The 22,030-nt window shown below is 71.1% G+C and carries 23 protein-coding genes; 13 read left to right on the plus strand and 10 right to left on the minus strand.

Annotated features, from left to right (window positions below):
• The first annotated feature begins 17 nt into the window (after positions 1 to 17).
• A complete protein-coding gene (locus J2S41_RS26290; protein ID WP_310371453.1) occupies positions 18 to 752 on the plus strand; it encodes a DUF7873 family protein in 735 nt (244 codons plus the stop codon).
• Positions 753 to 1,179: 427 nt separating this feature from the next.
• Here J2S41_RS26290 and J2S41_RS26295 read toward each other — a convergent pair whose 3' ends face one another.
• The gene (locus tag J2S41_RS26295; protein ID WP_310371455.1) at positions 1,180 to 1,842 is read right to left on the minus strand and encodes a cutinase family protein; all 663 of its coding nucleotides are present in this window, start codon (positions 1,840 to 1,842) and stop codon (positions 1,180 to 1,182) included.
• A 171-nt stretch (positions 1,843 to 2,013) separates the two neighbouring features.
• Here J2S41_RS26295 and J2S41_RS26300 point away from each other — a divergent pair, with 171 nt between their 5' ends.
• Positions 2,014 to 2,670: a DedA family protein gene (locus tag J2S41_RS26300; protein ID WP_310371457.1), complete on the plus strand. Its 657-nt coding sequence runs from the start codon at positions 2,014 to 2,016 to the stop codon at positions 2,668 to 2,670.
• Here the strand turns inward: J2S41_RS26300 and J2S41_RS26305 are convergent.
• The 4 genes from J2S41_RS26305 to J2S41_RS26320 are packed head-to-tail and all read right to left on the minus strand — an operon-like array spanning position 2,651 to position 5,822.
• On the minus strand, positions 2,651 to 3,295 hold the full coding sequence (locus J2S41_RS26305) for a response regulator (RefSeq protein WP_310371458.1): 645 nt from the start codon (positions 3,293 to 3,295) through the stop codon (positions 2,651 to 2,653). The two genes, J2S41_RS26300 and J2S41_RS26305, sit on opposite strands and share 20 nt — an antisense overlap.
• Positions 3,286 to 4,464 (minus strand): sensor histidine kinase, encoded by a 1,179-nt coding sequence (locus J2S41_RS26310; RefSeq protein WP_310371460.1) that lies wholly within the window; start codon positions 4,462 to 4,464, stop codon positions 3,286 to 3,288. Before J2S41_RS26310 ends, J2S41_RS26305 begins: the two co-directional genes overlap by 10 nt.
• 9 nt (positions 4,465 to 4,473) lie before the next feature.
• Entirely contained in the window at positions 4,474 to 5,265 is a 792-nt protein-coding gene (locus tag J2S41_RS26315; RefSeq protein ID WP_310371462.1) for an inositol monophosphatase family protein, read from the minus strand.
• On the minus strand, positions 5,262 to 5,822 hold the full coding sequence (locus J2S41_RS26320) for a MarR family winged helix-turn-helix transcriptional regulator (RefSeq protein WP_310371464.1): 561 nt from the start codon (positions 5,820 to 5,822) through the stop codon (positions 5,262 to 5,264). The genes J2S41_RS26315 and J2S41_RS26320 overlap by 4 nt, the downstream gene beginning before the upstream one ends.
• A gap of 88 nt (positions 5,823 to 5,910) precedes the next feature.
• On the opposite strand from J2S41_RS26320, the gene J2S41_RS26325 reads away from it, so the two are divergent.
• From J2S41_RS26325 to J2S41_RS26340, 4 genes are all read left to right on the plus strand, one after another.
• Positions 5,911 to 6,402 (plus strand): amidohydrolase family protein, encoded by a 492-nt coding sequence (locus tag J2S41_RS26325; protein ID WP_310371467.1) that lies wholly within the window; start codon positions 5,911 to 5,913, stop codon positions 6,400 to 6,402.
• 498 nt (positions 6,403 to 6,900) lie between these two features.
• Positions 6,901 to 7,482 (plus strand): hypothetical protein, encoded by a 582-nt coding sequence (locus J2S41_RS26330; RefSeq protein WP_310371469.1) that lies wholly within the window; start codon positions 6,901 to 6,903, stop codon positions 7,480 to 7,482.
• Between the two features lie 243 nt (positions 7,483 to 7,725).
• Positions 7,726 to 8,028 carry a putative quinol monooxygenase gene (locus J2S41_RS26335; protein WP_310371471.1) on the plus strand — a complete coding sequence of 101 codons (303 nt, stop codon included), beginning with the start codon at positions 7,726 to 7,728 and terminating at the stop codon, positions 8,026 to 8,028.
• 31 nt (positions 8,029 to 8,059) lie between these two features.
• Entirely contained in the window at positions 8,060 to 8,812 is a 753-nt protein-coding gene (locus J2S41_RS26340; protein WP_310371473.1) for an AraC family transcriptional regulator, read from the plus strand.
• A 269-nt stretch (positions 8,813 to 9,081) separates the two neighbouring features.
• Here J2S41_RS26340 and J2S41_RS26345 read toward each other — a convergent pair whose 3' ends face one another.
• Positions 9,082 to 10,245, minus strand: coding sequence for an IS110 family RNA-guided transposase (locus J2S41_RS26345; RefSeq protein WP_310371475.1), 1,164 nt, complete (start codon positions 10,243 to 10,245; stop codon positions 9,082 to 9,084).
• Positions 10,246 to 10,489: 244 nt separating this feature from the next.
• Positions 10,490 to 10,726, minus strand: coding sequence for a hypothetical protein (locus J2S41_RS26350; RefSeq protein WP_310371477.1), 237 nt, complete (start codon positions 10,724 to 10,726; stop codon positions 10,490 to 10,492).
• Between the two features lie 169 nt (positions 10,727 to 10,895).
• Here J2S41_RS26350 and J2S41_RS26355 point away from each other — a divergent pair, with 169 nt between their 5' ends.
• The 7 genes from J2S41_RS26355 to J2S41_RS26385 all read left to right on the plus strand — a co-directional run bounded on the left by J2S41_RS26355 (position 10,896) and on the right by J2S41_RS26385 (position 19,381).
• Positions 10,896 to 13,709 (plus strand): beta propeller repeat protein, encoded by a 2,814-nt coding sequence (locus tag J2S41_RS26355; protein ID WP_310371479.1) that lies wholly within the window; start codon positions 10,896 to 10,898, stop codon positions 13,707 to 13,709.
• 17 nt (positions 13,710 to 13,726) lie between these two features.
• Positions 13,727 to 14,584, plus strand: coding sequence for a carbohydrate ABC transporter permease (locus J2S41_RS26360; RefSeq protein WP_310371481.1), 858 nt, complete (start codon positions 13,727 to 13,729; stop codon positions 14,582 to 14,584).
• A 5-nt stretch (positions 14,585 to 14,589) separates the two neighbouring features.
• Positions 14,590 to 15,915 (plus strand): ABC transporter substrate-binding protein, encoded by a 1,326-nt coding sequence (locus J2S41_RS26365; RefSeq protein WP_310376544.1) that lies wholly within the window; start codon positions 14,590 to 14,592, stop codon positions 15,913 to 15,915.
• A gap of 7 nt (positions 15,916 to 15,922) precedes the next feature.
• On the plus strand, positions 15,923 to 16,948 hold the full coding sequence (locus J2S41_RS26370) for an ABC transporter ATP-binding protein (protein ID WP_310371483.1): 1,026 nt from the start codon (positions 15,923 to 15,925) through the stop codon (positions 16,946 to 16,948).
• A 32-nt stretch (positions 16,949 to 16,980) separates the two neighbouring features.
• Complete coding sequence (locus J2S41_RS26375; protein ID WP_310376546.1) at positions 16,981 to 17,850, plus strand: carbohydrate ABC transporter permease; 870 nt, start codon at positions 16,981 to 16,983, stop codon at positions 17,848 to 17,850.
• A gap of 71 nt (positions 17,851 to 17,921) precedes the next feature.
• A complete protein-coding gene (locus J2S41_RS26380) occupies positions 17,922 to 18,407 on the plus strand; it encodes a hypothetical protein (RefSeq protein ID WP_310371485.1) in 486 nt (161 codons plus the stop codon).
• 458 nt (positions 18,408 to 18,865) lie between these two features.
• On the plus strand, positions 18,866 to 19,381 hold the full coding sequence (locus J2S41_RS26385) for a P-loop nucleotide/nucleoside kinase family protein (protein WP_310371487.1): 516 nt from the start codon (positions 18,866 to 18,868) through the stop codon (positions 19,379 to 19,381).
• A 76-nt stretch (positions 19,382 to 19,457) separates the two neighbouring features.
• On the opposite strand, the gene J2S41_RS26390 is transcribed toward J2S41_RS26385, so the two are convergent.
• The 3 genes from J2S41_RS26390 to J2S41_RS26400 all read right to left on the minus strand — a co-directional run bounded on the left by J2S41_RS26390 (position 19,458) and on the right by J2S41_RS26400 (position 22,004).
• On the minus strand, positions 19,458 to 20,093 hold the full coding sequence (locus tag J2S41_RS26390) for a GNAT family N-acetyltransferase (protein WP_310371489.1): 636 nt from the start codon (positions 20,091 to 20,093) through the stop codon (positions 19,458 to 19,460).
• On the minus strand, positions 20,090 to 20,896 hold the full coding sequence (locus tag J2S41_RS26395; RefSeq protein WP_310371491.1) for a hypothetical protein: 807 nt from the start codon (positions 20,894 to 20,896) through the stop codon (positions 20,090 to 20,092). Before J2S41_RS26395 ends, J2S41_RS26390 begins: the two co-directional genes overlap by 4 nt.
• Positions 20,897 to 21,455: 559 nt before the next feature.
• The gene (locus J2S41_RS26400; protein ID WP_310371493.1) at positions 21,456 to 22,004 is read right to left on the minus strand and encodes a hypothetical protein; all 549 of its coding nucleotides are present in this window, start codon (positions 22,002 to 22,004) and stop codon (positions 21,456 to 21,458) included.
• Positions 22,005 to 22,030: the final 26 nt, after the last annotated feature.

The raw sequence follows: 22,030 nt of genomic DNA on the forward strand, positions 1-22,030 counted from the left end.
TAGGTCATCATCGTCGGGTGACCACGCTCAGCCAGATCATCGCGATCACTAAGGGAGTCAAGGCGCAGAGCCTTCGGGACTTCACCGACGCGCACCGGAACACGCAGAAGGCGCCGCTACTGTCGGGCATCTCCCGGAAGTACCGGCCCAAGGACGAGGAGGGCGAGCAGCTGCCGCCCGAGTCGACGCGTGTGCAACTGTCCGTGGAGGACGTGCTGGCCGAGACCGCGACGACGCTCACCCGGCTGTTCGATCTGGTGCTGACGCAGGACACGGCGAACACGGTGGCCAAGGCGGACGTGGTGGTCGACGGGCGCGCGCTGCTGCGCGACGTGCCGGTCACGTACCTGCTGTTCCTGGAGAAGCAGCTCGCCGACCTGCACACGTTCGTGGACAAGCTGCCCGTGCTGGACCCGGCGGAGAGCTGGACGTTCAGCCCGGAGATCGGTGCGTACGCGTCCGACCCGGTGGAGACCGTGCGCAGCCGCAAGGTGATGCGCAACCACGTCAAGGCGGAGGCGACGAAGGAGCACCCGGCCCAGGTCGAGGTGTACACGGAGGACCAGCCGGTCGGATACTGGACCACCGTGAAGCTCTCCGGCGCGCTGCCCGCGACCCGGGTCAAGGAGCTGCGCGAGCGCGTGCAGCGGCTGCAGCAGGCCGTGAAGTTCGCGCGCGAGCAGGCGAACACCTACGAGGTGACCGACGCCAAGGCCGGGGAGGTCGTTTTCGGCTACCTCTTTGCACGATAGGTGCACATAGGACTCCCCGCTGTGGAGCGGCGGGGTGGGGTGCCGCGACAGGCACTCGAACACGCTGAGACTGAACGATTCAGGCTGAAGCGCTCCGACGGTGACAGTGAAGGTTCGACCCCTTCCCCCGCGACCACGCGCCGCGGGGTAGCCCAACCGGTAGAGGCAGCCCTCGGGCAACGTCAAGGTCAGACTCTCGCTCCAGGCTCAGCATTCGCCACCGATCGCCGGATCGAACGGTCGCGGAATGACGCCACGTGATACCGGTTCGAGTCCGGTTCGCGCCTCCATCACGGCGCGGTAGCTCAATGGCAGAGCGCGATGGCCTGAGACTCATCCGCGGTCTTAAACGCCGCCGGCGTGCGCAATTGGGTGGTCACCGTGGGAGCCCCGGGTAGGGTAACCCGGGGCTCCGCCATGTCCGGGGTTATCCGACCCGGTCGCCGGTGAAGGCGATGGCGTCGTCGCGGAAGCCGGCGTAGTCGATGTGGGCGGCGAGACTCGTGCCGGACTGGCAGAAGCGATCATTGCGGTTGCAGTAGGACTGGATGCGGTCGGCGAAGCCGTCCAGCGCACCGGCGCCGCGCGGGAAGACGCCCTGGCGGGTGCCGTCCGTGACGTTGAAATCCTCGCCGCGGGTGAACGTCGGGTCGCCGAAGAGCAGCACGGACGCGACGTTGCCGGCGAGGTCGTCGTCGAGGCGGGCCAGCGTGTCGCCGACCACGTCGGCACCCTGCGAGTAGCCCATCAGCACCAGGCGGGTGTCCGGGCACTCCTCCGCCGTGGCGGCGATGTCCTCCCGCAACTGCGTGACGCCGGCGCGGACGCTGGCGGCGTAGTTGAAGTTGGCCGGGTAGTCGAGCGCGGTGGTGCGTACCGTCTGGGGCAGTTCCCGGGTCATCTGCTGCGCCAGCGGCGTCAGCACCACGCCCAGGCCGGGTCGCTCGGTGGTCCCCCGGGCACCGATGATCTCGACGTCCGCGCAGTCGTTCGCCGGGGCCTGGGCGGCGAACGCGTACGGTGCGGCCACCACGCCACCGCCGACGATCAGCGCGCCCGCGAGCGTCACGGCCAGCTTCTTGCCCTTCATCCTGATCTCCCATCCACCGGTGGTTATGTGAGCGCCGGTGCACAAACTTCCACGGACACGGATGGTCATCGGGTTCAGCGGGTCCCCCGTTCGATACTGCGGTTTTCCGCAGGTGGACCGGGCGGTCCGCCCCATTCCGGGCACGGCGCTCCATTCCTACGGTTGATCACCATGGCTATAACCAACGAACCGCCGATGGACGGGATCGCCGGCTGGGCGGTCTCGATCATGGAGGCGCTCGGCGCACCCGGCGCCGGCCTCCTCATCGCGCTGGAGAACCTCTTTCCGCCGCTGCCCAGCGAGGTGATCCTGCCGCTCGCCGGGTTCGCCGCGTCGCGCGGTGACCTCAGCCTGGCCGCGGCGCTGTTCTGGACCACGGCCGGCTCCGTGGTCGGCGCCGTGGTGCTCTACTGGATCGGCGCCGCGATCGGGCGGGACCGGCTGCGGGCGATCGCCGACCGGCTGCCGCTGATCAAGCTTTCGGACATCGACCGGACCGAGGCGTGGTTCACCCGGCACGGCGGCAAGGCGGTGTTCCTCGGGCGCATGATCCCGATCTTCCGCAGCCTGATCTCCGTGCCGGCCGGCGTGCAGCGGATGCCGTTCGGCCTGTTCCTGCTCTACACCACGCTGGGCAGCGCGATCTGGAACACCGTGTTCGTGGTCGCCGGGTACGTGCTCGGCGAGAACTGGCACGTGGTCGAGGAGACCGTCGGCGTCTACTCCAAGGGCGTGCTGGCGGTCTGCGCGGTGATCGCGGTGGTGTTCGTGCTCTACCGGATCCGGAAGCACTACGCCACGCGCAACCTCACTCCCCCAGGTATCTGAGCACGGCCAGGACGCGGCGGCTGTAGCCGTCCGCGCCCGCCAGGCCGAGCTTGTCGAAGATCGACCGGACGTGCTTCTCCACCGCGCTCTGCGACACGTGCAGGCGCGCCGCGATGGACGCGTTGTTGTGCCCCTGCGCCATCGCGTCCAGCACGTCCCGTTCCCGCCCGGTCAGTTTGGTCAGTGGGTCCGTGTGCGTGGTCCGGCGCAGCAGCTGCCGGACCACCTCCGGGTCGAACGCGGTGCCGCCCGCGCCCACCCGGGCCAGTGCCTCCAGGAACTCCCCCACGTCCGCCACCCGGTCCTTGAGCAGGTAGCCGACCCGGGTGCCGTGGCCGGTCAGCAGGTCGACGGCGTAGCGCTGCTCGACGTACTGGGACAGCATCAGCACGCCGATGGACGGCCACCGCCGCCGGATCTCCACGGCCGCGCGCAGCCCCTCATCGGTGTGCGTGGGCGGCATGCGCACGTCCGCCACCACCAGGTCCGGCAGGTGCCGGGAGACGGACTCGACCAGCGCGGCACCGTCCCCGACCGCGTCCACCACGGTGTATCCCTCGTCCACCAGCAGCCGGCGCAGGCCGTCGCGGAGCAGCGCGGAGTCCTCCGCCACGATCACCCGCACGGCAGCACCGCGCGTACCTCGGTCGGCCCGCCCACCGGGCTGATCACGGTGAACCGGCCGTCCAGCGCCGCCACCCGCCGGGCCAGCCCGGTCAGGCCGGCACCGCCGAGGTCCGCGCCGCCCGCGCCGTCGTCCGTCACCCGGACCGTCATCGTCTTCCTCTCCCTCGTCACCACGATCTCCACCCGGGACGCGGACGCGTGCTTGACCGCGTTCGTCACCGCCTCGGAGATCACGAAGTAGGCCGCGGTCACCACCGGCGCGGGCGGGACGCCCGGCACGTCGTACCGCACGGTCACCGGGATCGGCGCCCGCTCCGCCACGCCGGCCAGCGCGTCCTTCAGGCCGAGCGTGTCCAGCGCGGCCGGGTAGACCCGCCAGGCCACCTCGCGCAGCTCGTCCAGGATCTCCCGCGACTCGGTGTGCGCCTGGGCCAGCAGGTCCGCGGACTTGGCCTCGTCGCCGGCGGCGCCGCTGCGGCGGGCGCGGCCGAGCAGCATGCCGAGCGCGACCAGCCGCTGCTGTACGCCGTCGTGCAGGTCCCGCTCGATCCGGCGGCGCTCCGCGTCGACCGCGGCCACCACGTCCGCGCGCGTGGCGGCGAGCTGCTCGATCCGCAGGCGGAGCAGGTCGGCCGGGGTCGGGCCGAGGAAGCGGCGGGCGACGTTGCGCTCCAGCCGGACCACGCCGATCAGGCCCTGCACGCCCAGGAACAGCGCGAATCCACAGGCGACGGTCAGGTACGTGATGATCCACGGGCTGGGCGGGATGTTGTCCGGGTAGCGGCCGGTGAGCCAGTACCAGACGAAGACCGTGACGGTGCCCGCACCCCAGACGAACAGCAGCAGGATGCCGCCGCCGAGCAGGCCCACCGGCCAGCGGACGCCGAGGTACGCGAGCGCGCGCTCCGGTCCGTACCCCCGGTAGGTCTTGGCCTCGGTGTCGCCGAACAGGCGGTAGAGGCGGCCCCGCTCGAACTCGGCCAGCCACAGCACGGTGCGGGTGAGCCGGTGCATGGACGCCTCGCGCGCGGACGGCCAGGCCAGCGCCGGGGCCAGCACCACGCCGCCCGCGGCCAGCCCCGCCAGGGTGGCGACCGCGGTGAGCGCGCCGACCGCCAGGCCCCAGACCAGGCGCGCGCTTCCGGCGATCGCGCTCCAGATCCGCACCGGTTCAGGCTACAGAGTGTGGTTTTCCGCAGTACGGATCAGCGTGCGGTCATGGGCCGCGACGCGCGACGCCAGCCCGCCGGCCAGCGTGGGCGGCGCCGCGAGCAGCACCGAGCCGACCATCCGCACGTCCGCGCCCGCCTCGGTGGCGATCGGCCAGCCGGCCGCGTGGTCCCAGCGCTTGGTGCGGTCCTCCAGGTAGACGTCGAGCCGGCCGGCCGCGACCCAGCACAGCGCCAGCGCGGTCGAGCCGACCATCCGGACGCCGCGCACGTCGGGCGCCAGCGCCGCGACCAGCGCGGCCTGGTGCGGGCGGTGATCCTGCTCGTACGCGAAGCCGGTGGCCAGCACCGCGTCGCCGAGCGCGGGATCGGGCCCGCGGCGCAGCGGCTCGCCGTTGCGGAACGCGCCCTGGCCCGCGACCGCGGTCCACACCTCGCCGTGCACCGGGTCGTTGATCACGCCCAGCCACGGCCGCCACTCGCCGTCCACCCGGCGCTCGCAGCCCACGCTCACGCACCAGAACGGGATGCCGCTCAGGTAGTTGACCGTGCCGTCCAGCGGGTCGACCACCCACCGGTACGCGGACCGGCCGTCGTGCGATGCGCCCTCCTCGCCGAGCACGGAGTCGTCCGGGCGGTGGCGGCGCAGGTAGTCGAGAGCGACCGCCTCCGCCGCCCGGTCCGCGTCGCTGACCAGGTCCGTCGAGGTGCTCTTGGCATCGACGCGGGCCGGGCCGCGGAACCGGCGCAGCAGCTCGTCACCGGCCAGCCGGGCGACCTCACGGGCGACCTCGATCACCGCTTCTTCGGGTCCTTCTTCGCCGCGTCCGCGCTGGGCGTGTCGCCGAGCGCCAGCAGCACCTCGCGCAGCGCGTCCGCGGCGGCGCGGGCGGCCTCCGGGCTGACCCGGGCCAGCACCGCGTGCTGCGCCTCGGCCTGCGCGCGCACCGCCGCCTCGGCCGTCTCCATGCCCTGCGCGGTGAGCCGCACCCAGGTGGATCGCGCGTCGCGGTCGTCGGCCTCCTTGACCACCAGCCCGTCCTCGACCAGGCGGCGCAGCAGGTTGCTGGTGCCGCCGGAAGAGAAGCGCAGCCGGTCGATCAGGTCCACCGGCCGCAACCGGTACGGCTCACCGGCGGCGCGGAGCACGGAGAGCACCTCGTGCTCCGCCTTGGTCAGGCCGAGCGCGGCCAGGCTCGCGTTCGTCGCCTCGTGGATCAGGATGCTGAGGCGCGAGGCGCGCTTGCACAGCTCCAGCTCCACGCCCGCGAACGTGGGCAGGTCCGCACGCCACGCCTCGACGAGCGCGTCGACGGCGTCCCGGCGTGTGGTGGCCTCGTTCACGAGGTCAAGCATACATTTCCTCTTGCATCTTGAAAGCTTTGTCGATAGCTTTTTGAAAAGCTTTCCTGGTTGAGCTTCACCTGTGAGGGAGGGACAGCACATGATCGTCCTCCGCAACGGCCACGTGATCACCATGGATCCGCAGCTCGGCGAGCTGCCCGCGACCGACGTGCTCATCTCCGGCGACCGGATCGAGGCCATCGGCCCCGGGCTCCCGGCCGACGGCGCCACCGAGATCGACGTACGCGGCGAGGTGGTCCTGCCCGGCTTCCCGGCCGGACCCGACACGTTCCGCCGGCTGCGCGCCGCGCTGCGCGTCGAGCGCACCGGCGACGCCTGCACCCCCACCACGCCCGGCTCCCGCCCGGTCACCGACGCCGCCACCGACACCCTCCGCGCCGCCGGCACCGGCTCACTCAGCGTCGGCGGCCCCGCCGACATCGTCACCCTCGGCGGCCTCGAACACGTCACCGACGTCTCCCGCCTCGCCGGCGCCGTCATCACCTCCCTCGGCCCCGACGACATCCGCACCGTCCTCATCGCCGGCCGCATAGTCCGCAGCGGCCCCGCCCCGGCGGCCTCCGCCGCCTGACCCGGGGCGGCGACCCGGCGGCGGGGGTGCTGGGCTGATCGATCAATCAAGAGAGCGGCAGGGAGGTCAACCTCCGTGGTGGACCTGCCTCGCTGAGCCGATCGACCGCCCAAGGGGCGTCGCGCCGAATCGGCCTTTATCGCGGGGCTATCGGGCCCTGCGCGCCCGATACTTCGGGTTGAGTTGTGATCTCGCCGTCGCGATCCCGGCTTCGTTCGCGAGTTGGGCACCGGATGTTCGCGGCCTCGGCACCATGTTGCCGGCACCCCGCGGCCGCAATGTTCGTGAGAATCGGTACCACTCGCGAATCTTGACCACCCGCTGTCGCCAACGGCCGCTCGCGATCCCGCTCACGCTGCGTACAAGTGATCAGGAAGCCACTCGGGACGCGAGTGCGCGGATCTGCCGAAATCAGTGCACACGTTCGTGGTCTCCTCGTCCTTTAAGATCTCCCGACGTGGCGCCGTGTTCGTAGCGGCTGAAGTTGATGGAGTCAGCGTGTCAGCACTGCAGGACCTCCTTGAGTTGGTTCCTCCGCCTCCGGCGCACGGTCACGTCGAGGTCGACTGGAATCTCGTAGAGGTCGAGATGGGCCTACGCCTAACCTCCGACTACAAGAGCCTCGTCGACATCTACGGTGCCGGACAGTTCGACCGGTTCCTCACCGTCTATCAACCTGTGACGCCGTTCCTGAACACCGAACTCGCGTACCGGGCCAGACGCCAGAACGAGATTCTGGCCCAACTGCGAGACGGCGGCCGGGAGCACATCCCGTTCACCGAAGGCACACTTCTGCCGGTCGCCGGGACTGACAACGGTGACACGATTTACTGGGTTCTCGAGCCCTCAGCTGATCCAGACGCGTGGACCATCACAGCCGACGAAGCACGCAACAGGGTCTGGCCGCGCTTCCCCGGCGGTATCACTGACTTCCTCCACGCAGTTCTGTCTCGCCGGACCCGGTTTCCGATCTTCCCGAAGGACTTCCCGAGCCGGAATCCCCGCTTCAAGCCGAGAGGCGAACCTGACCCGAAATGGGTCGCCCGGCTCCGAACGCAGGGCCTATACCGCGATCTCTAGTTTCAAGAACAGACGCCCGGATCTGCCGCTGTCCGAGCGCACGCCAGCCTGGCGAGGTGTCACACGGTGTAGCCGTGGTCGGAGCGGCGCCGCCATCCGGATCTAGCCGCGTTGAGGTTGTCTGGATCCACGTCAGAGGCGGGCGTGTCCGTTGGGAGCGTGAACGCGTCCGGCTGGCAGAGGCGGGCTGGGCGTGTGCTGCCGGAGGATTGGGCTATCTGATACCGCGTTCAGGAGGTCCTTGTGTTCATTGCGATCCTCGACTTCAGGACTGCCGCCACCGATCGGCCCGCTGCCCTCGTCCAATTCGACCAGGAGGCCGATCGGGTCCGCGCCATGCCGGGCAATGTCGCGTTCCGGGTCTACGCCGCGCGCGAGGACGACACCGCGATCGCCGTGGTCCACGAGTGGGACGACGAGGCTTCGTTCGCCGACTACCTGAGGTCCGACTGCTTCGCGCACCTCGGCGAGGTGATCCGGCCGATGATGATCGCAGCGCCGGTGAGCCGGCGCTATCGCGCCGACCTGGTGGAGACGGTGGCCTGACCGCCGTGGCGATGCACGTGAAGGATCGGCTGTGACCCGCCGGGCGTACAGCTTCGTACGCACATTCGCGCCGGAACCCGCTCGCGATCTGTGCGTGGACCGCCACTACCTGCTCTGCGCCTCAGCCGGGACCCTCCGGCTGGAGGTGCGGGGCCAGGCGTGGTTGCTGCCGCCGGCGCGGGCCGCCCTGGTCGAGGCGGGCCGGCCGATCCAGGTGAGCATCCTGCGGCCGGTCACGACCGCGTCGATCCTGTTCGACACCCGATTCACTCCGGCCCCGCCGGCGCCCTTGACCGTATTCGATCTCAACCCGCTGGCCCGCGCCCTACTGAGCGAGTGCTGCACGTGGGAGGAACGCGACGAACCCCGCACGGCGTACACAGACACGCTGTTCGCCGCGCTCGCCGCGGTGACCTGGCGGCTAGCTGAGCAGCCGAGCCCGGTCGTCGTGCCGGTGGGTAGATCACCGCAACTGCGCCGCGCCCTCGAGCTGACCGAGCAGCGCCTCAGCGGCGAGGTCCGCTTCGAGGACGTGGCCGACGAAGTCGGCCTCGCACCGCGCTCGCTGGCCCGACGCTTCGAGGACGAGACCGGAATGACGTGGCGAGCGGTCCTGCGCCGCATGCGGGTCGTGAGCGCGATCGAGGAACTCGCCGCGGGCGACACCCCGGTAACCAAGATCGCATTCAAGGTCGGATACACCTCCCTGTCGGCCTTCAACGCCGCGTTCAGGGAACTGACCGGCCGCACCCCAACGGAGTACCGGGCGAGCTTCCGCCCTTGACCAGACCAGGATGAAAGCCTCCTTGTGCCAGGCCTCCGCGCATGGCGCATGGCGCATGGCGCATGCCATGAGTGAATCACACCAAAACTGCGGTGGACAGCCGGTACGAGCGATCCGGCCGGTCACCTCGACCGAGCCTGGCCGGGCTGCGGTCGTACGTCAATGAACGAGTAGCCGCTGTCCGAGCGCACGCCAGCCCTGGGCTAGGTGTCACGCGGTGTAGCCGTGGCCGGAGCGGCGCTGCCATCCGGATCTGGCACCCCTCTTTGTCAAGCGGCGTGGGTGTTTGGTGTTTTAGGGTGGTGGTTGGCGGGTCCGGGTTGTGACTGTTCCGAAGTGTTGACCTCGGGGTTTGGGTCAGCCGCGCTGGATCGCAGAGTCGCCCCCGGTTGTCCTCCCGGGCTCGTCTGGGACCGGTGGATATCGCGGAGCATGTGTCGGTAGACCACGTCGGAGAGTCGGCGTTTGAGTGCCCGGATGGCTTCCATCGCGGTTTTGCCGTCGGCGAGGCGGCGGCGGTAGTAGGCGCGTCCGGGGGTGTCGTGGCGGAGTTGGACGATGGCCATGATGTGCAGGACGCGGTTGATGCGCCGGTTCCCGGCCCTTGACAGGCGGTGGCGTTGCTGGTCGCCGGAGGACGCGTCCAGCGGTGCGGTGCCGTTCCAGGACGCGAAGTGTCCCCGGCTGGTGAAGCGGCGGATGTCACCGATGTCGCCGATGAGGCGGGCGGCGCCGGACGGGCCGATGCCGTTGAGGTCTTGCAGGCTGCTGCCGCTGGCCGTGACCAGCTCGGCAAGTTCCTTCTTCGCCGTCTTGATCTTCTTGTCCACTCCGACGAGTTCGGCGATCAGTTCCGAGGCCAGCCGCCGGCGGGTGCGACCGACGAGGTCACGGGGTCGGATGGTGGCGAGCAGGGCGCGGGCCTGGTCGGCGGACAGGAACGTCTTCGCCCCGCCGGGCAGCAGTTCCAGCAACAGTTTGTGGATGCGGTTGAGCAGGTCGGTGCGGGTCCGGCCGAGTTCGTCGCGGCGGTCGACGAGCAGCCGCAACGCCACCGTCTCGTCATCGACGGCAACCTGTCGCACACCCTTGGCACGTAACGCCGCCACGGCCACGCTGTGCGCGTCGACCGGGTCGCTCTTGCGTCCTTGGCCGGTAGCGAACACCCGGACGCGTGCGGACAGTTTCGGTGGCACGTCGAGGACCGTTTCGCCGTCGGCGACCAGCCGCTGCGCGATGTGCCGGCCGATGCCGTAACAGCCCTCGACCGCCCAGATCCGCTGCGGATGGCGCCGGCCAAGGGCGAGCATCGCGCGGTAGCCGTCCCGGCCGGTGTCGAACCGGCCACCCGCGAGCACGGTCTCCCCGTCGTCGATGATCTCTATCGTTGCTGATCGCTTGTGCGGATCCATCCCGATGATGACATTGCCCACGCTTGCCTCCTCGCCCTGTCCGAACAGGGGTTCAGCGGGAGGGCAGCGCTACTTTGAGCTGGGCAGTCCCCCCTGGAGCCACTCCACGCCGCGGTGACCGGCGGGGCGCATGCCAGATGAGAGCCACGCCCAAACACCGGACGGGCAGCCGAAATGAGAGCCACCCCACCGATCACCTCGACCAAGCCTGGCCGGGCTACGGTCGTAGATCCATTTCAACAAGCAGCCGAGAAGCGGTATCGAGTCAGCTCCTTCGTGGGCGCTGGTTCGCGACGAGGTCCGGCATCGAGGCATGCGTCGGTTCGTCGGCGGCCACGATGAGACCTCGCGTCGCCGTGGCCATGGCTGGGCCGCCGGCCTGCTCGGCCTCGCAGGTGCCGAACCCGCCGTTGCGCCAGGCGTTCTGCGGCCGGCTTTTGGCCGGCTTCGACCGCTGGCCGGCGATCCGCCGCGCCGGGCGTGTCGTGGCGATTCCGGGCATCCGGCGCACATCGGCCAAGACGCCGGGCCTGTGGCAACACCGGAAAGGGATCAACCAGACAGACTCATTGCCTGACGTCACTGCGTCTGGGATTCTCCCCGCAGGCGTTGTAGTGACGGCCGCCGATCGGCGGCGCGCTGCGGCGACGGACGGGAAGGGCGATGATCTCGTGACCCGCAGACGTCGGCAGGTTCTCATCGGCGCCGTGATCGGCGTGCTGATCGCGACTACCGGCCTGGCCGGTGTGCATCTGGCGGGCGCCACGGTACCGGCGGCGGCGTCGGCGACGGCCGGCGACGGTGAGATGCCGAGCGCACTCGGCGCCCACCTGGCCCGCCTGCGCCAGGGCGCGCCGAACGGCGGGGTGCTGGACACGCCGGGCGCGTTGGGGCAGGGCGAGTTCGACGAGCGGGCGTACCCGGCGGATACGATCTCGGTCGCCCAGGTGGACCGGTCACGGACGGCGTTCAGCGAGGCGACCGCCAGGCCCGTGCCGGCCGGGCGGTCGCATCAGGGCCGATGGGCGAACGTCGGGCCGAGCGAGGCGCTCTACCCGTTCACCGAGTTCCGCAACTCGTACAACTACGTGCCGAACGCGTACGTGGCCGGCGGCCGGACCACGTCGATCGCGATCAGCCACCACTGTGTGCCCGGGCTGTGCCGCGCCTACATCACCCCGGCCGGCGGCGGCGTCTGGGCGACCCTGGACATCCTGGCGGCGAAGCCCCGGTGGGCCTACCTGGGCGGGCCGCTGGGCATCAACGCGGCCGGGGCGGTCACCATCGACCGCAACGATCCGACCGGGCTGACCGTCTACGTCGGCACCGGTGAGGCCAACATCTGCGCCTCCGGCTGCGTGGCCGGCGTGGGCCTCTACAAGTCGACCAACGGCGGCCTGACCTGGCAGGGGCCGCTGGGCAAGAACGAACTCGGCGGCAAGGGCATCGGTGAGATCATCGTCAAGCCCGGCGACCGGCAGACGCTGTACGTGGCGACGACGACGGCGCTGCGCGGCATGTCCAGCGTGTGCTGCAGCGGCATCACCCGCCCGGTCCCGGATGCCGCGAAGTGGGGGCTGTACAAGTCCACCGACGGCGGCAGGAGCTGGGCATTCGTCCACAACGGCTCGGCCGACCCGGCACAGTGCACGGGCAGCACCGAGGAGTGGGCGAACAATTCCACCTGCTCGCCGCGGGGCGTGCGGCACATCGAGCTCGACCCGGGCGACAGCAACATCGTGTACGCCTCGTCGTACGCCCGTGGCATCTGGCGCTCGTCCGACGCCGGCGCCACCTGGACGCAGATCAAGCCATCGCTGGCGCCGACCGTGTTCCAGACCCGGGCCGCGTTCGACGTGACCCGGCTGCCCGACGGCCGGACCCGGATGTACGTCTACGAGGGCAACGTCGGCGCGCCGTACTCACGGTTGTTCCGCAGTGACGACGTGGCCGCCGGCGTCCCCGCCTACACCGACCTGACCAGCGCGAACGTAGCCGATCCCGGCTATGCGACCTATAACCAGTGCGGCGCCCAGTGCTGGTACGACATGTTCGTGCACACCCCGGACGGCCACCCGGACATCGTCTACACCGGCGGGTCGTACGTCTACGGCGAGACGATCGCGAACAAGCGGGCGGTGGTGCTGTCCACCGACGCGGGCGTGAGCGGTACCGACATGACGTTCGACGGCACCGACGAGTTGCATCCCAACGGCCTGCACCCGGACCAGCAGGACATCGTCACCAACCCGCGGAACCCGTTCCAGTTCTTCGAGACCAACGACGGTGGCGTGATGCGCTCCAGCGGCACGTTCGTCGACCGGTCGGCCTGGTGCGACGACCCGGAGCGGGCGTTGAATGCCGCGCAGACCGTGCGGTGCCGGCAGATGCTGTCGCGGATCCCGTCGAAGCTGGACGGGGTCAACGACGGCCTGACCACGTTGCAGTTCATGAGCCTGTCGGTCAGCCCGCACGACGCGAACCTGTTGCAGGGCGGCACCCAGGACAACGGCACCTGGGAGAACAAGGGGGAACGGCGCCGCTGGCTGAACACGATCATCGGTGACGGCGGGCAGTCCGGCTTCGACGTGGCCCGGCCCGAGTTCCGCTTCCACACCTACACCGGCGTGCAGACCGAGGTGAACTTCAGCAACGGCGACACCGGCGGCTGGATCTACGTCGGCGAGCCGATCGACGCGCAGGCCGGCACGCAGTTCTACGCGCCGGTGATCAGCGACCCGCGGGTGAGCGGCACGATGTTCGCCGGCACCGGGGTCAGCGTCTACCGCACCAAGACGTTCGGTCTCGGCGACCGCAGCCTCGAGGAGGCCAACCGGATCTGCAACACCTGGACCGGCACCTTCGAGGCGCAGTGCGGCGACTGGGAGCAGCTCGGCCCGACCGCGCTGACCGACGCGCTCTGGGGCGACAAGGCCGGCGGCGCGATGGCCGCGGTCGAACGCTCGCCGGCGGACACCTCGACCGCTTGGGCGGCGACCACGACCGGCCGGGTCTTCGTGTCCCGCAACGCCGACGCCGAGCCCGCGTCCGCGGTGCGGTGGACCCGCATCGACGACGACCGGCCGCTGCCCAACCGCTTCGTCAGCAGCATCCATCCGGACCCGAAGGACCCGGGCCGGGCGTGGGTGTCCTACAGCGGGTTCGCCTCGAACACACCGGCCACGCCGGGGCACGCGTTCGAGGTGACCGTCGCGGCCGACGGGGCCTCGACCTGGAACGACCGGTCGTACAACCTCGGCGACCAGCCGGTGACCGACTTGGTGCGCGACGACGTGACCGGGGACCTGTACGCGGCCACCGACTTCGGCGTGCTGCGCCTGCCCGCCGGCACGACCACCTGGGTCAAGGCCGCGGCCGGCATGCCGAACGTCGAGGTCACCGGACTGACGGTGGTCCCGGGCAAACGAATCCTGTACGCCGCCTCGCACGGGTTGAGCGCCTGGAAGCTGGAGCTGAAGCGGTAGTGCCCGGAAGAACCGTGGTGCGGGGCCGACCGAGCGGCCCCGCACCGTTTCCGTCCCGGGCCGCACGGCTGTGGCGTACCCTCGGCGCGGTCTTCGTGGTGTTGGTCTTCGTGCCGCCGCTGCTACTCCTGGTGTCCGGCTCGCTGACCGCACCCGGTCAGCCGCCACCGCCGACCCCGCGGCTGGTGCCCAATCCACTGTCGACGGACGGCTACGCGCGCGCCTTCGAGCTGGGTGGGCTGGGGCGCGCCACGCTCAACTCGCTGGCGGTGGCGGCCGTGGCGGTGCCGGTGAGCGTGCTCGTCGCCGCGTGGGCGGGCTTCGCGCTGGCCCGGATCTCCCGGCGGGTGACCGCGCTCGTCGTCGCGGCCTCCCTACTGGCCCTGATGGCGCCGGCCACCGCGCTGCTGCTGCCGCGCTTCGTCGTCTTCCGCACGCTCGGGCTGACCGACACGCTCGTCCCGTTGATCGCGCCGGCTCTGCTCGGCGCGTCGCCGCTCTATGTGCTCATCTACTACCTCGCCTTCCGCGGGCTGCCGGCCGACCTGTACGACACCTGCCGGCTGGCCGACCTGACCCCGGTCCAGACCTGGTGGCGGTTCGCCCTTCCGGGGGTACGGCCGGTGACGGCCGGGCTGACCGCGCTGAGTTTCATCCTGACCTGGTCCAACTTCCTCGACCCGCTGGTCTACGTCTACGACCGCGACCTGTTCACGCTCCCGCTGGCGCTGCGGTCGCTGTCGGTTCTCGACCCGACCAACTTCCCGGTGTTCCTGGCCGGGGCGGTGGTGGCGACGGTGCCGCCGGTGACCGTGTTCATGCTGGCCCAGCGCTGGTTCCCGCACTCCGACGATTCGACGGGACGGTTGTGGTGATGAAACTGCGACGACTGACCGCGCTGCTGCTGATCGCGCTGCTGATCGCCGCCGGCGGGTGCGCGGGTGGCGGCGACGGCGGCGACACGGCGGGGCGGGTGCGCCTGCTCGTCTTCGGTGCCCCGGAGGAGCTCGACGCGTACCGGACGCTGGTCGGCGCGTACACCGGCGCCCACCCGGACCGGCAGGTGCAGCTGGTCGAGGCCAGCGATCGCAAGGATCTGGTCGCCCGGCTGGCCACGTCGATCGCCGGCGGCGAACCGCCGGAGCTGTTCCTGATGAACTACCGCTTCTACGGCCAGTTCGCGGTCAAGGACGTGCTGGAGCCGCTGGACGAGCGCATCGCCGCGTCCGGCACGATCGACCCGGCCGACTACTACCCGGTGGCGATGGACGCGTTCACCTGGCGCGGACGCCAGCTCTGCCTGCCGCAGAACGTCTCCAGCCTCGCCGTCTACTACAACCGCACGCTGTTCGAGAAGCACGGCGTGCCGCTGCCGCAGCCCGGCTGGACCTGGAACGACCTGCTGACCACCGCGACCGCGTTGACCCGTGACGCCCAGGGCGGCGTGATCCGCGGCACCGAGAGCGAGGGCGCGGCGCAACGGCCCGCCGTGCACGGTCTCGGCATCGAGCCGTCGATCATCCGGCTGGCCCCGTTCGTCTGGTCCAACGGCGGCGACATCGTCGACGATCCGGCCCGGCCCACTCGGCTCACCCTCGATCACCCGGCCGCCCGCGAGGCGCTGAAGAACCTCGTCGACCTGCGGCTGGCGTACGGGGTGGTGCCGACCGACGAGGAGGTGGAGGCCGAGGACGACGAGTCGCGGTTCGCCAACGGCCGGCTGGCGATGCTGCTGTCGTCGCGGCGCTCCACCACCACGTTCCGGTCGATCACCGGCTTCGAATGGGACGTGGCGCCGCTGCCGGTCTACCGCCGGCCGATCGGAATCCTGCACTCCGATGCCTACTGCATGACCCGCGGCGGGGAGAACAAGGAGGCCGCGTGGAAGTTCCTGGAGTACGCGGTCAGCGCCGAGGGGCAGCGGATCATCGCGGCGACCGGGCGCACCGTGCCGTCGCACATCGAGGTGTCGAACAGCCCGGCGTTCCTCGGCCCGGCACAGCCGCCGCGCAGCGCCCGGGTGTTCCTCGACGCGATCCCCGCCGTACGCGCCCTGCCCACCATCTCCACCTGGCCGGAGATCGAGGACGTCACCAGCGGCATCCTGGAGAACGCGCTCTACCGCGGCGACCGGCTGGACGACGTGATCCGGCAGCTCGACGAGCAGACCCGCCCGCTGTTCGCCCGCGGGGAACATCCGCGATGATCACTGCATGACCGGAACCGGACTGCGGCTGGCGGGCGTGTCGGCCGCGTACCGCCGCACCCAGGTGCTGCACGATCTCGACCTCGACGTGCGCCGCGGTGAGCTGCTGGTCGTCCTCGGGCCGTCCGGTGCGGGGAAGAGCACCCTGCTCCGGGTCGTGGCGGGGCTCCAGCCGGCCACCTCCGGGCGGGTGCTGATCGGCGACCGCGACGTCACCGCGCTGCGGCCCGGACGGCGCAACGTGTCGATGGTCTTCCAGTCGTACGCGCTCTTCCCGCACCTGACCGCGCTGGACAACATCACCTTCGGGCTGGAGGTGCGCGACGTGCCCCGCGCGGTGTCCCGCGAGCGGGCGGCCGCGGCGGCCGCGACCGTCGGCTGCGCGCACCTGCTCGGTCGCCGGCCCGGACAGCTGTCCGGCGGCGAACGGCAACGTGTGGCGCTGGCCCGCGCCCTGGTCCGGGAGCCCGACCTGTTCCTGCTCGACGAGCCGCTGTCCAACCTCGACCTGGCGCTGCGCGCCGAGACGCGCGGCGAGCTCAAGGCCCTGCACGCCCGACTCGGCGTCACCACCGTGCACGTCACCCACGACCAGACCGAGGCGCTGGTTCTAGCCGACCGGATCGCGGTGCTGCGCGACGGCCGGCTGGAGCAGCTCGGCACGCCCGAGGAGATCTGGCGGGCCCCGGCGACGCTGTTCGTGGCCCGGTTCGTCGGCTCCCCGCCGATGAACGTGCTCCCGGCGGTCGGCCCGCTCGCCCCGGACGGCGCGCTCGCCCCGGGCCGGCGGATCGGTTTCCGGCCGGAGGCGGTGCGGCTCGGCGCCGAGGGCACGGCCGCGGTGGTGGAGCGGGTCGACCTGGTCGGCGAGGACGCGTACGCGTACCTGCGCCTGGCCGACGGCGGTGAACTGATCGTCGCCCGGGTGCCGGCGGCGTCGCGCCCCGCCGTCGCCGACCCGGTCCGGGTCACGGTCGGTGGGGCCGACGTGCACGTCTTCGATGAGGCCGGCCGCCGGGTCGGCGTCGCGTGAGACCCGACCGGGGGCACCGGCAACTCGGCCTGCTGCTGGCTCCGTACCTGCTGGGACTGGTCGTGCTGGTGCTCGCCCCGTTCGCGGTGACGCTCGCGCTGGCCTTCACCGACTACGACCTGATCCGGCCCCCGCGCTGGGCCGGCACCGGCAACTTCACCGCGCTGGCCGCGGATCCGATCTTCCGGACGGCGCTGGTCAACTCGTTGACGTTCGCCGCCGTGGCGGTGCCGTTGCGGCTGCTGGTAGCGCTCGCCCTGGCGCTGCTCCTGCACCGGCGGACCCCGGCGTCCGGCGTGGCCCGCACCGCCGCCGTGCTGCCGGCCGCGGTGCCAGAGATCGCCTACGGCCTGCTCTGGCTGTGGCTGCTCAATCCGCTCTACGGCCCGATCAGCCAGGTGCTGCGCGCCGGCGGGCAGAACGGGCTGACCGCGTTCGGCCGGACCCCGCCGCAGTGGCTCACCGACCCGGTCGACGCCCGGGCCGCGATCGTCCTGATGAGCCTGTTCACCATCGGTGAGACGTTCGTGATCCTGCTGGCCGCCCGGCGTGCCCTGCCCTCGGACGTCTACGAGCTGGCGGCGCTGGAGGACGCGACCGCCTGGGACGTGCTGCGCCGGATCACCCTGCCGCTGATCGGGCCGGTGCTCGGGCTGCTGCTGATCCGCGACGCGATCCAGAGCCTGCAGTTCTCGTTCGTCCCGGCGCTGGTGGTCACGGACGGCGGCCCGCCACCCTACGCCACCACGTACGTCCCGCTCTTCGCGTACCGCACCGCGTTCGAGTACCTGCGATACGGCTATGCCGCCGCCGCGAGTGTCGTCATGCTCGTGCTGACCGTCACGGCGGTGGCGCTGCAGTGGCGTCTGCTGCGCCGCTACGGGCGTTTCTACGATCGGTGAGACCCGGGAGCCGGACGGCGCGGGACGGCGTCCAATCCGGCATGGGTACACCGAACGCCACGCGGCCCCTGGTGATCACTATCGTAGCGGCCGTCCTGGGCCTGGCGGCCGGCTGCGGTTCGACGCCCGCCTCCCCGCCCTCGACGGGCACGCCGTCCGGTGCGCCGCCGTCGGACGCGAGCCCGGCGTCACCGGCGGATACCAGCCGGGCCGAGCCAACGGCCGCGCCGCCTTCCGGATCCCCGGGCGGGCCGGCGATCGGGGCGCCGGCTCCGCCGCCGTCCACCGGGGCCGGTCCGCCGCCACCGCCCGGGCCCGGGGAACTGCCCGGCGGTCTGCCGCACGGTGAGCGGACGCTGACCGGCGTCGTCGACCGGTCCGGGGATTGCACTCTGCTGCGGGTGGGCTCCCGGTGGTGGCAGCTGACCGGCACCGCGGCCGGCGGGCTGGTGGACGGAAGCCGGGTCACCGCCGTCGGTCAGGTGACCAACGGCGCCGGGTGCGGCGGGCGCGACGTGACGACCACCCTGATCGTGCAGCGGGTGACACCGGCCTGAGGACACCGGTCCGTCTCGTCCGCACGGGCGGGCCGCGTACCGGACCGGCCGACGAGGAGAACGCCGATGTGCCGGGATGGTCACCGTGGATCCGGCATACGCCCCGGCCGGAGGAGGTCACTGCCGATGTCCCGACAGCATCCCTGCGGCGCGAAGATCGTGTTTCGCACTCTCATAGCCGCCGGCCGGGCGTGCGGGTGGACAGGTTTTCGGAGGCGTTGGGCTGTCCGTCACCACGGTCACAAGCGGGCCAGGCCTTGGAGCGCCGGTCGGCGTCCATCCGGATGACGTGACGGACGATCGTACCCACGTCCCGCATCCGGATCTGCCGCCGGTCGAGCGCGACACCTGCCTCCGTCGTGACGCTACGTATCGCCGGCCGGCTGGCCGACACGCGACTCTGCCGATGAGCGGGCGGTTGCCAGGAAGAGAATGACCGTTCGTGCCACGATCTCGCCATGACGGAAGTGAGCGGCGACGACTCACGCCAGCCGGTTGTCGTCCTGATGTGCGGAGTGGCAGGGTCCGGGAAGACGACCTACGCCCAACGACTCGAAGCTGACGGTTACGTGCGCTTGTCCATCGACGAGGAGATCTGGGCCCGCTTCGGTCGCTATGGCATCGACTACGATCCGATTGCCTATCCGGAGTACGGGCCCATCGCTGAGGCTCACCTGCGCCTACGACTCCTCGACCTCATTGCCGAAGGTCGCGACGTCGTGGTCGACTCAAGCTTCTGGCAGCGCAGTAGCCGTGAAGAGTGCAAGGAGCTTATCGAAGGGTCTGGTGCGCGGTGGCGGCTGATCTACCTTGACGCCGCACCCGCTCTCCTGCGCCGACGCCTGGCCCAGCGCGGTTTGCGCTTCGACGCGAACGCCGCTTTTCCCATCGACGAGGCCACCCTTACGCGCTTCCTCAGCGGCTTCGAGGTGCCCAAGGGTGAAGGCGAGGAAGTCATCATCGTCAGCGGATGAACAGCCCGCATGTGAAGCTTCGAGCATCCGCTCATGCCGCATCGAGTGTGTTCTGCCGGGGTCCTGTCAAACATCGTCACCGGTCGGTCAGGTGGGTGATGCGGGCCTGCAGCGTCTGTTTCGCGGTGGGCCAGTCGTCGTCGAGCAGTGAGTAGACGGCGGTGTCGCGCCAGGAGCCGTCGGCGCGGCGGCGATGTTTGCGTAGCACGCCCTCTCGGACCGCGCCGAGGCGTTCGATCGCCGCCTGGGCGCGGCTGTTGCGGATGTCGGTGACCCACACGACCCGCACGGTGCCGAGCGTGTCGAACGCGTACGTCATCAGCAGCAGTTTCGCCTCGGCGTTGACGCCGGTGCCCCACCACCGTTGCCCGAGCCAGGTGTAGCCGATCGTCACCGACCGCTGCACCGGGTCGACATCGGTCAGTGAGGTCGTGCCGGCGAACTCGCCGGTGCGGGCGTCGATCTGCGCGTACGGGAATCGCCGGCCGTGTGCCCGGCCGGTCAGGGCCGTGGTGATGTGCGAGGCGGCGTCGTCGACGGTCGCGGGCGCCGCCAGCGCGCCGCCGGCCGGGCTCTGCCATCGGAAGATCTCGGCGGACTGGGTCGGGGTGCCGGTGGCCGCGAGGTATCCGGGTGCGTGCTCGATCGCCAGCGGCTCCAGGCGCACCAGCCGGCCGGACAGCACCGGCATCGCATACCAGAGGTCGGTCATGGTCGTATGGTGTCGGACCGTTGCGGTGCGCGTCCTGGAATTACCGCCCTGCGGGCGGTGACCGCTCGCCACGCCGTTTGGACGGCGAGCGTCGCGGCAACCGCGGTCACGAACGCGAAGCCGGTGCCGAGCGGTACGACCAGGACGGCCACCAGAAAGCAGAAGATCGAGAACCCCAGGAGCCCGCGCGGGATGCCGTGCACCACCCGCACCGCACCGGCCGGGCCGAGTTGCGCCAGCGCGAACGCGGCGACGACACTCGTGGCGATCGGGAAGGGCGCGAGGACGCCGGTCATCCCCGGACCTAGGGTGGTGGCGGCCCCGGTGACGATCACCACGAGTGCGGCGGTCGCGGCGGCCCGGGCCGGCAGGTCCCACCACGGCCAGCGGACCGGGGCACCGTCGTCGGACGGCGGAGCGGGCAGGAGCCGGGCCACGAGCCACGCCACGACGAGTACCACGGGCAGACCCCACCACGGATCGACCGGGACCGCCGACAGGGCGAGATCCAGGAGCACGCAACCGGTCCAGGAGATCAGCAGGGTCGGCGCCCAGCCGAGAAACCGCGCCAGCCACGCGAACATCAGCGCGAACACCGCCAGCGTCACCAGGCCCAGCAGGGCAGCGCCCGCCGCTCGTGACCCGAACCGGGCGCCCTGTTCGAGGCAGGTGATGAGCAGAATCGGGCCCGCCACGATCGGCAACGCCACCAGCATGCCCGACACCTGCTGACCCCAGCGCCTACCCGCCAGCGACGACACGACGACCAATGCCGGGGCCAGCGCCACCTTCAGCAGGAACACAGGTCAAGCATGCCGGTCGCAGCAACCGGATTACCGGCGTCCCCTGCCGGCACCAGAATGCCGTGGTGATCTCGCCGCGTGCTGGGGTGGCGCCCAAACTCGCGAACATCGAAAGAGCCGAGATCTCGATGGGGCCGAAGCTGAGCGACATCCGGTGCCGAAACTCGCGTACAGAGCCACGATTCGACATACCTTCCCCTGGGGGCCGCTGGTGACCGGCGGATGAATGACCGGCCGATCACACGCCGAGCGTGGCCGGCACCCCAGGGCGGTCGGCGCCCCCCATAGGGGCCGGCTCCCCGCCGCGCCGGAAAAGTCGCCGGAGCCCGTGTGCGAGCTGAGAAACCCTCGCGAGGCGCGACACCCGGCGCGAGGTGCGGCGACACCCGGCGCGAGGCGCGAGGCGTGGCGCGAGCGGGGAAGCGCCGCGCGGTGTGGGAGGTGGAGGGTGGGTGTGGGGTTTGAGTGGGCAGCGGCGGGACTGGCAGGGAGGCCGGCCACGGCCGAGCGGTGCCCGCGGGAGCATGCGGGTCGCGGCCACGCCGGGAGCGGGTGAAGGCTAAGGGTTCTTGGCCAGGCGGGAGGTGGGCAGGCCGGCGGCGGCGAGAAGGGCGGATTCGAGGCGGGGGTCGGTGGCGGCGTGTTCGGCGATCAGGCGGGCGAGCGTGACCGGGGGCAGCGTGGCGGCGACGCCGGCGAGGCGGCGGACGGCGGCCTCGGGGGACTCGGGTTGGGGGGCGGCGCCGGGAGCGGTGGGTGACGTGGGCGTGGGGGTGTCGGGGGTGTCGTCGAGCGTGTCGGGGAGGTCGGCGGCGGGGGGCCAGGGGAAGGCCTCGTTGAGGGCGGCGATGACCACGGCGACCAGGTGGACGCAGAAGTTCTCCGGGGCGGTGGCGATGGTGCCGCATTCGCAGCGGCCGGTGAGGGTGCCGTCGACGAAGCCGGCCCAGGCGCGCTGTGGGGCCGGGGTGTCCTGGCCGACGGTGCCGAGCGCGCCGCCGGAGTAGGGGCGCAGGTCGTCGAGGTCCTCGGCGACGGTGTAGGCCGCGTCGAAGATCACCGGGGCGACGGTGTGGTGCAGGGTGTCGAGGTCGATCAAGACCGCCATGCGGGCAAACCTACCCACTCAAAGTT

The sequence above is a fragment of the Catenuloplanes atrovinosus genome (assembly GCF_031458235.1).
In the GTDB taxonomy this organism is placed as follows: Bacteria; Actinomycetota; Actinomycetes; order Mycobacteriales; family Micromonosporaceae; genus Catenuloplanes; species Catenuloplanes atrovinosus.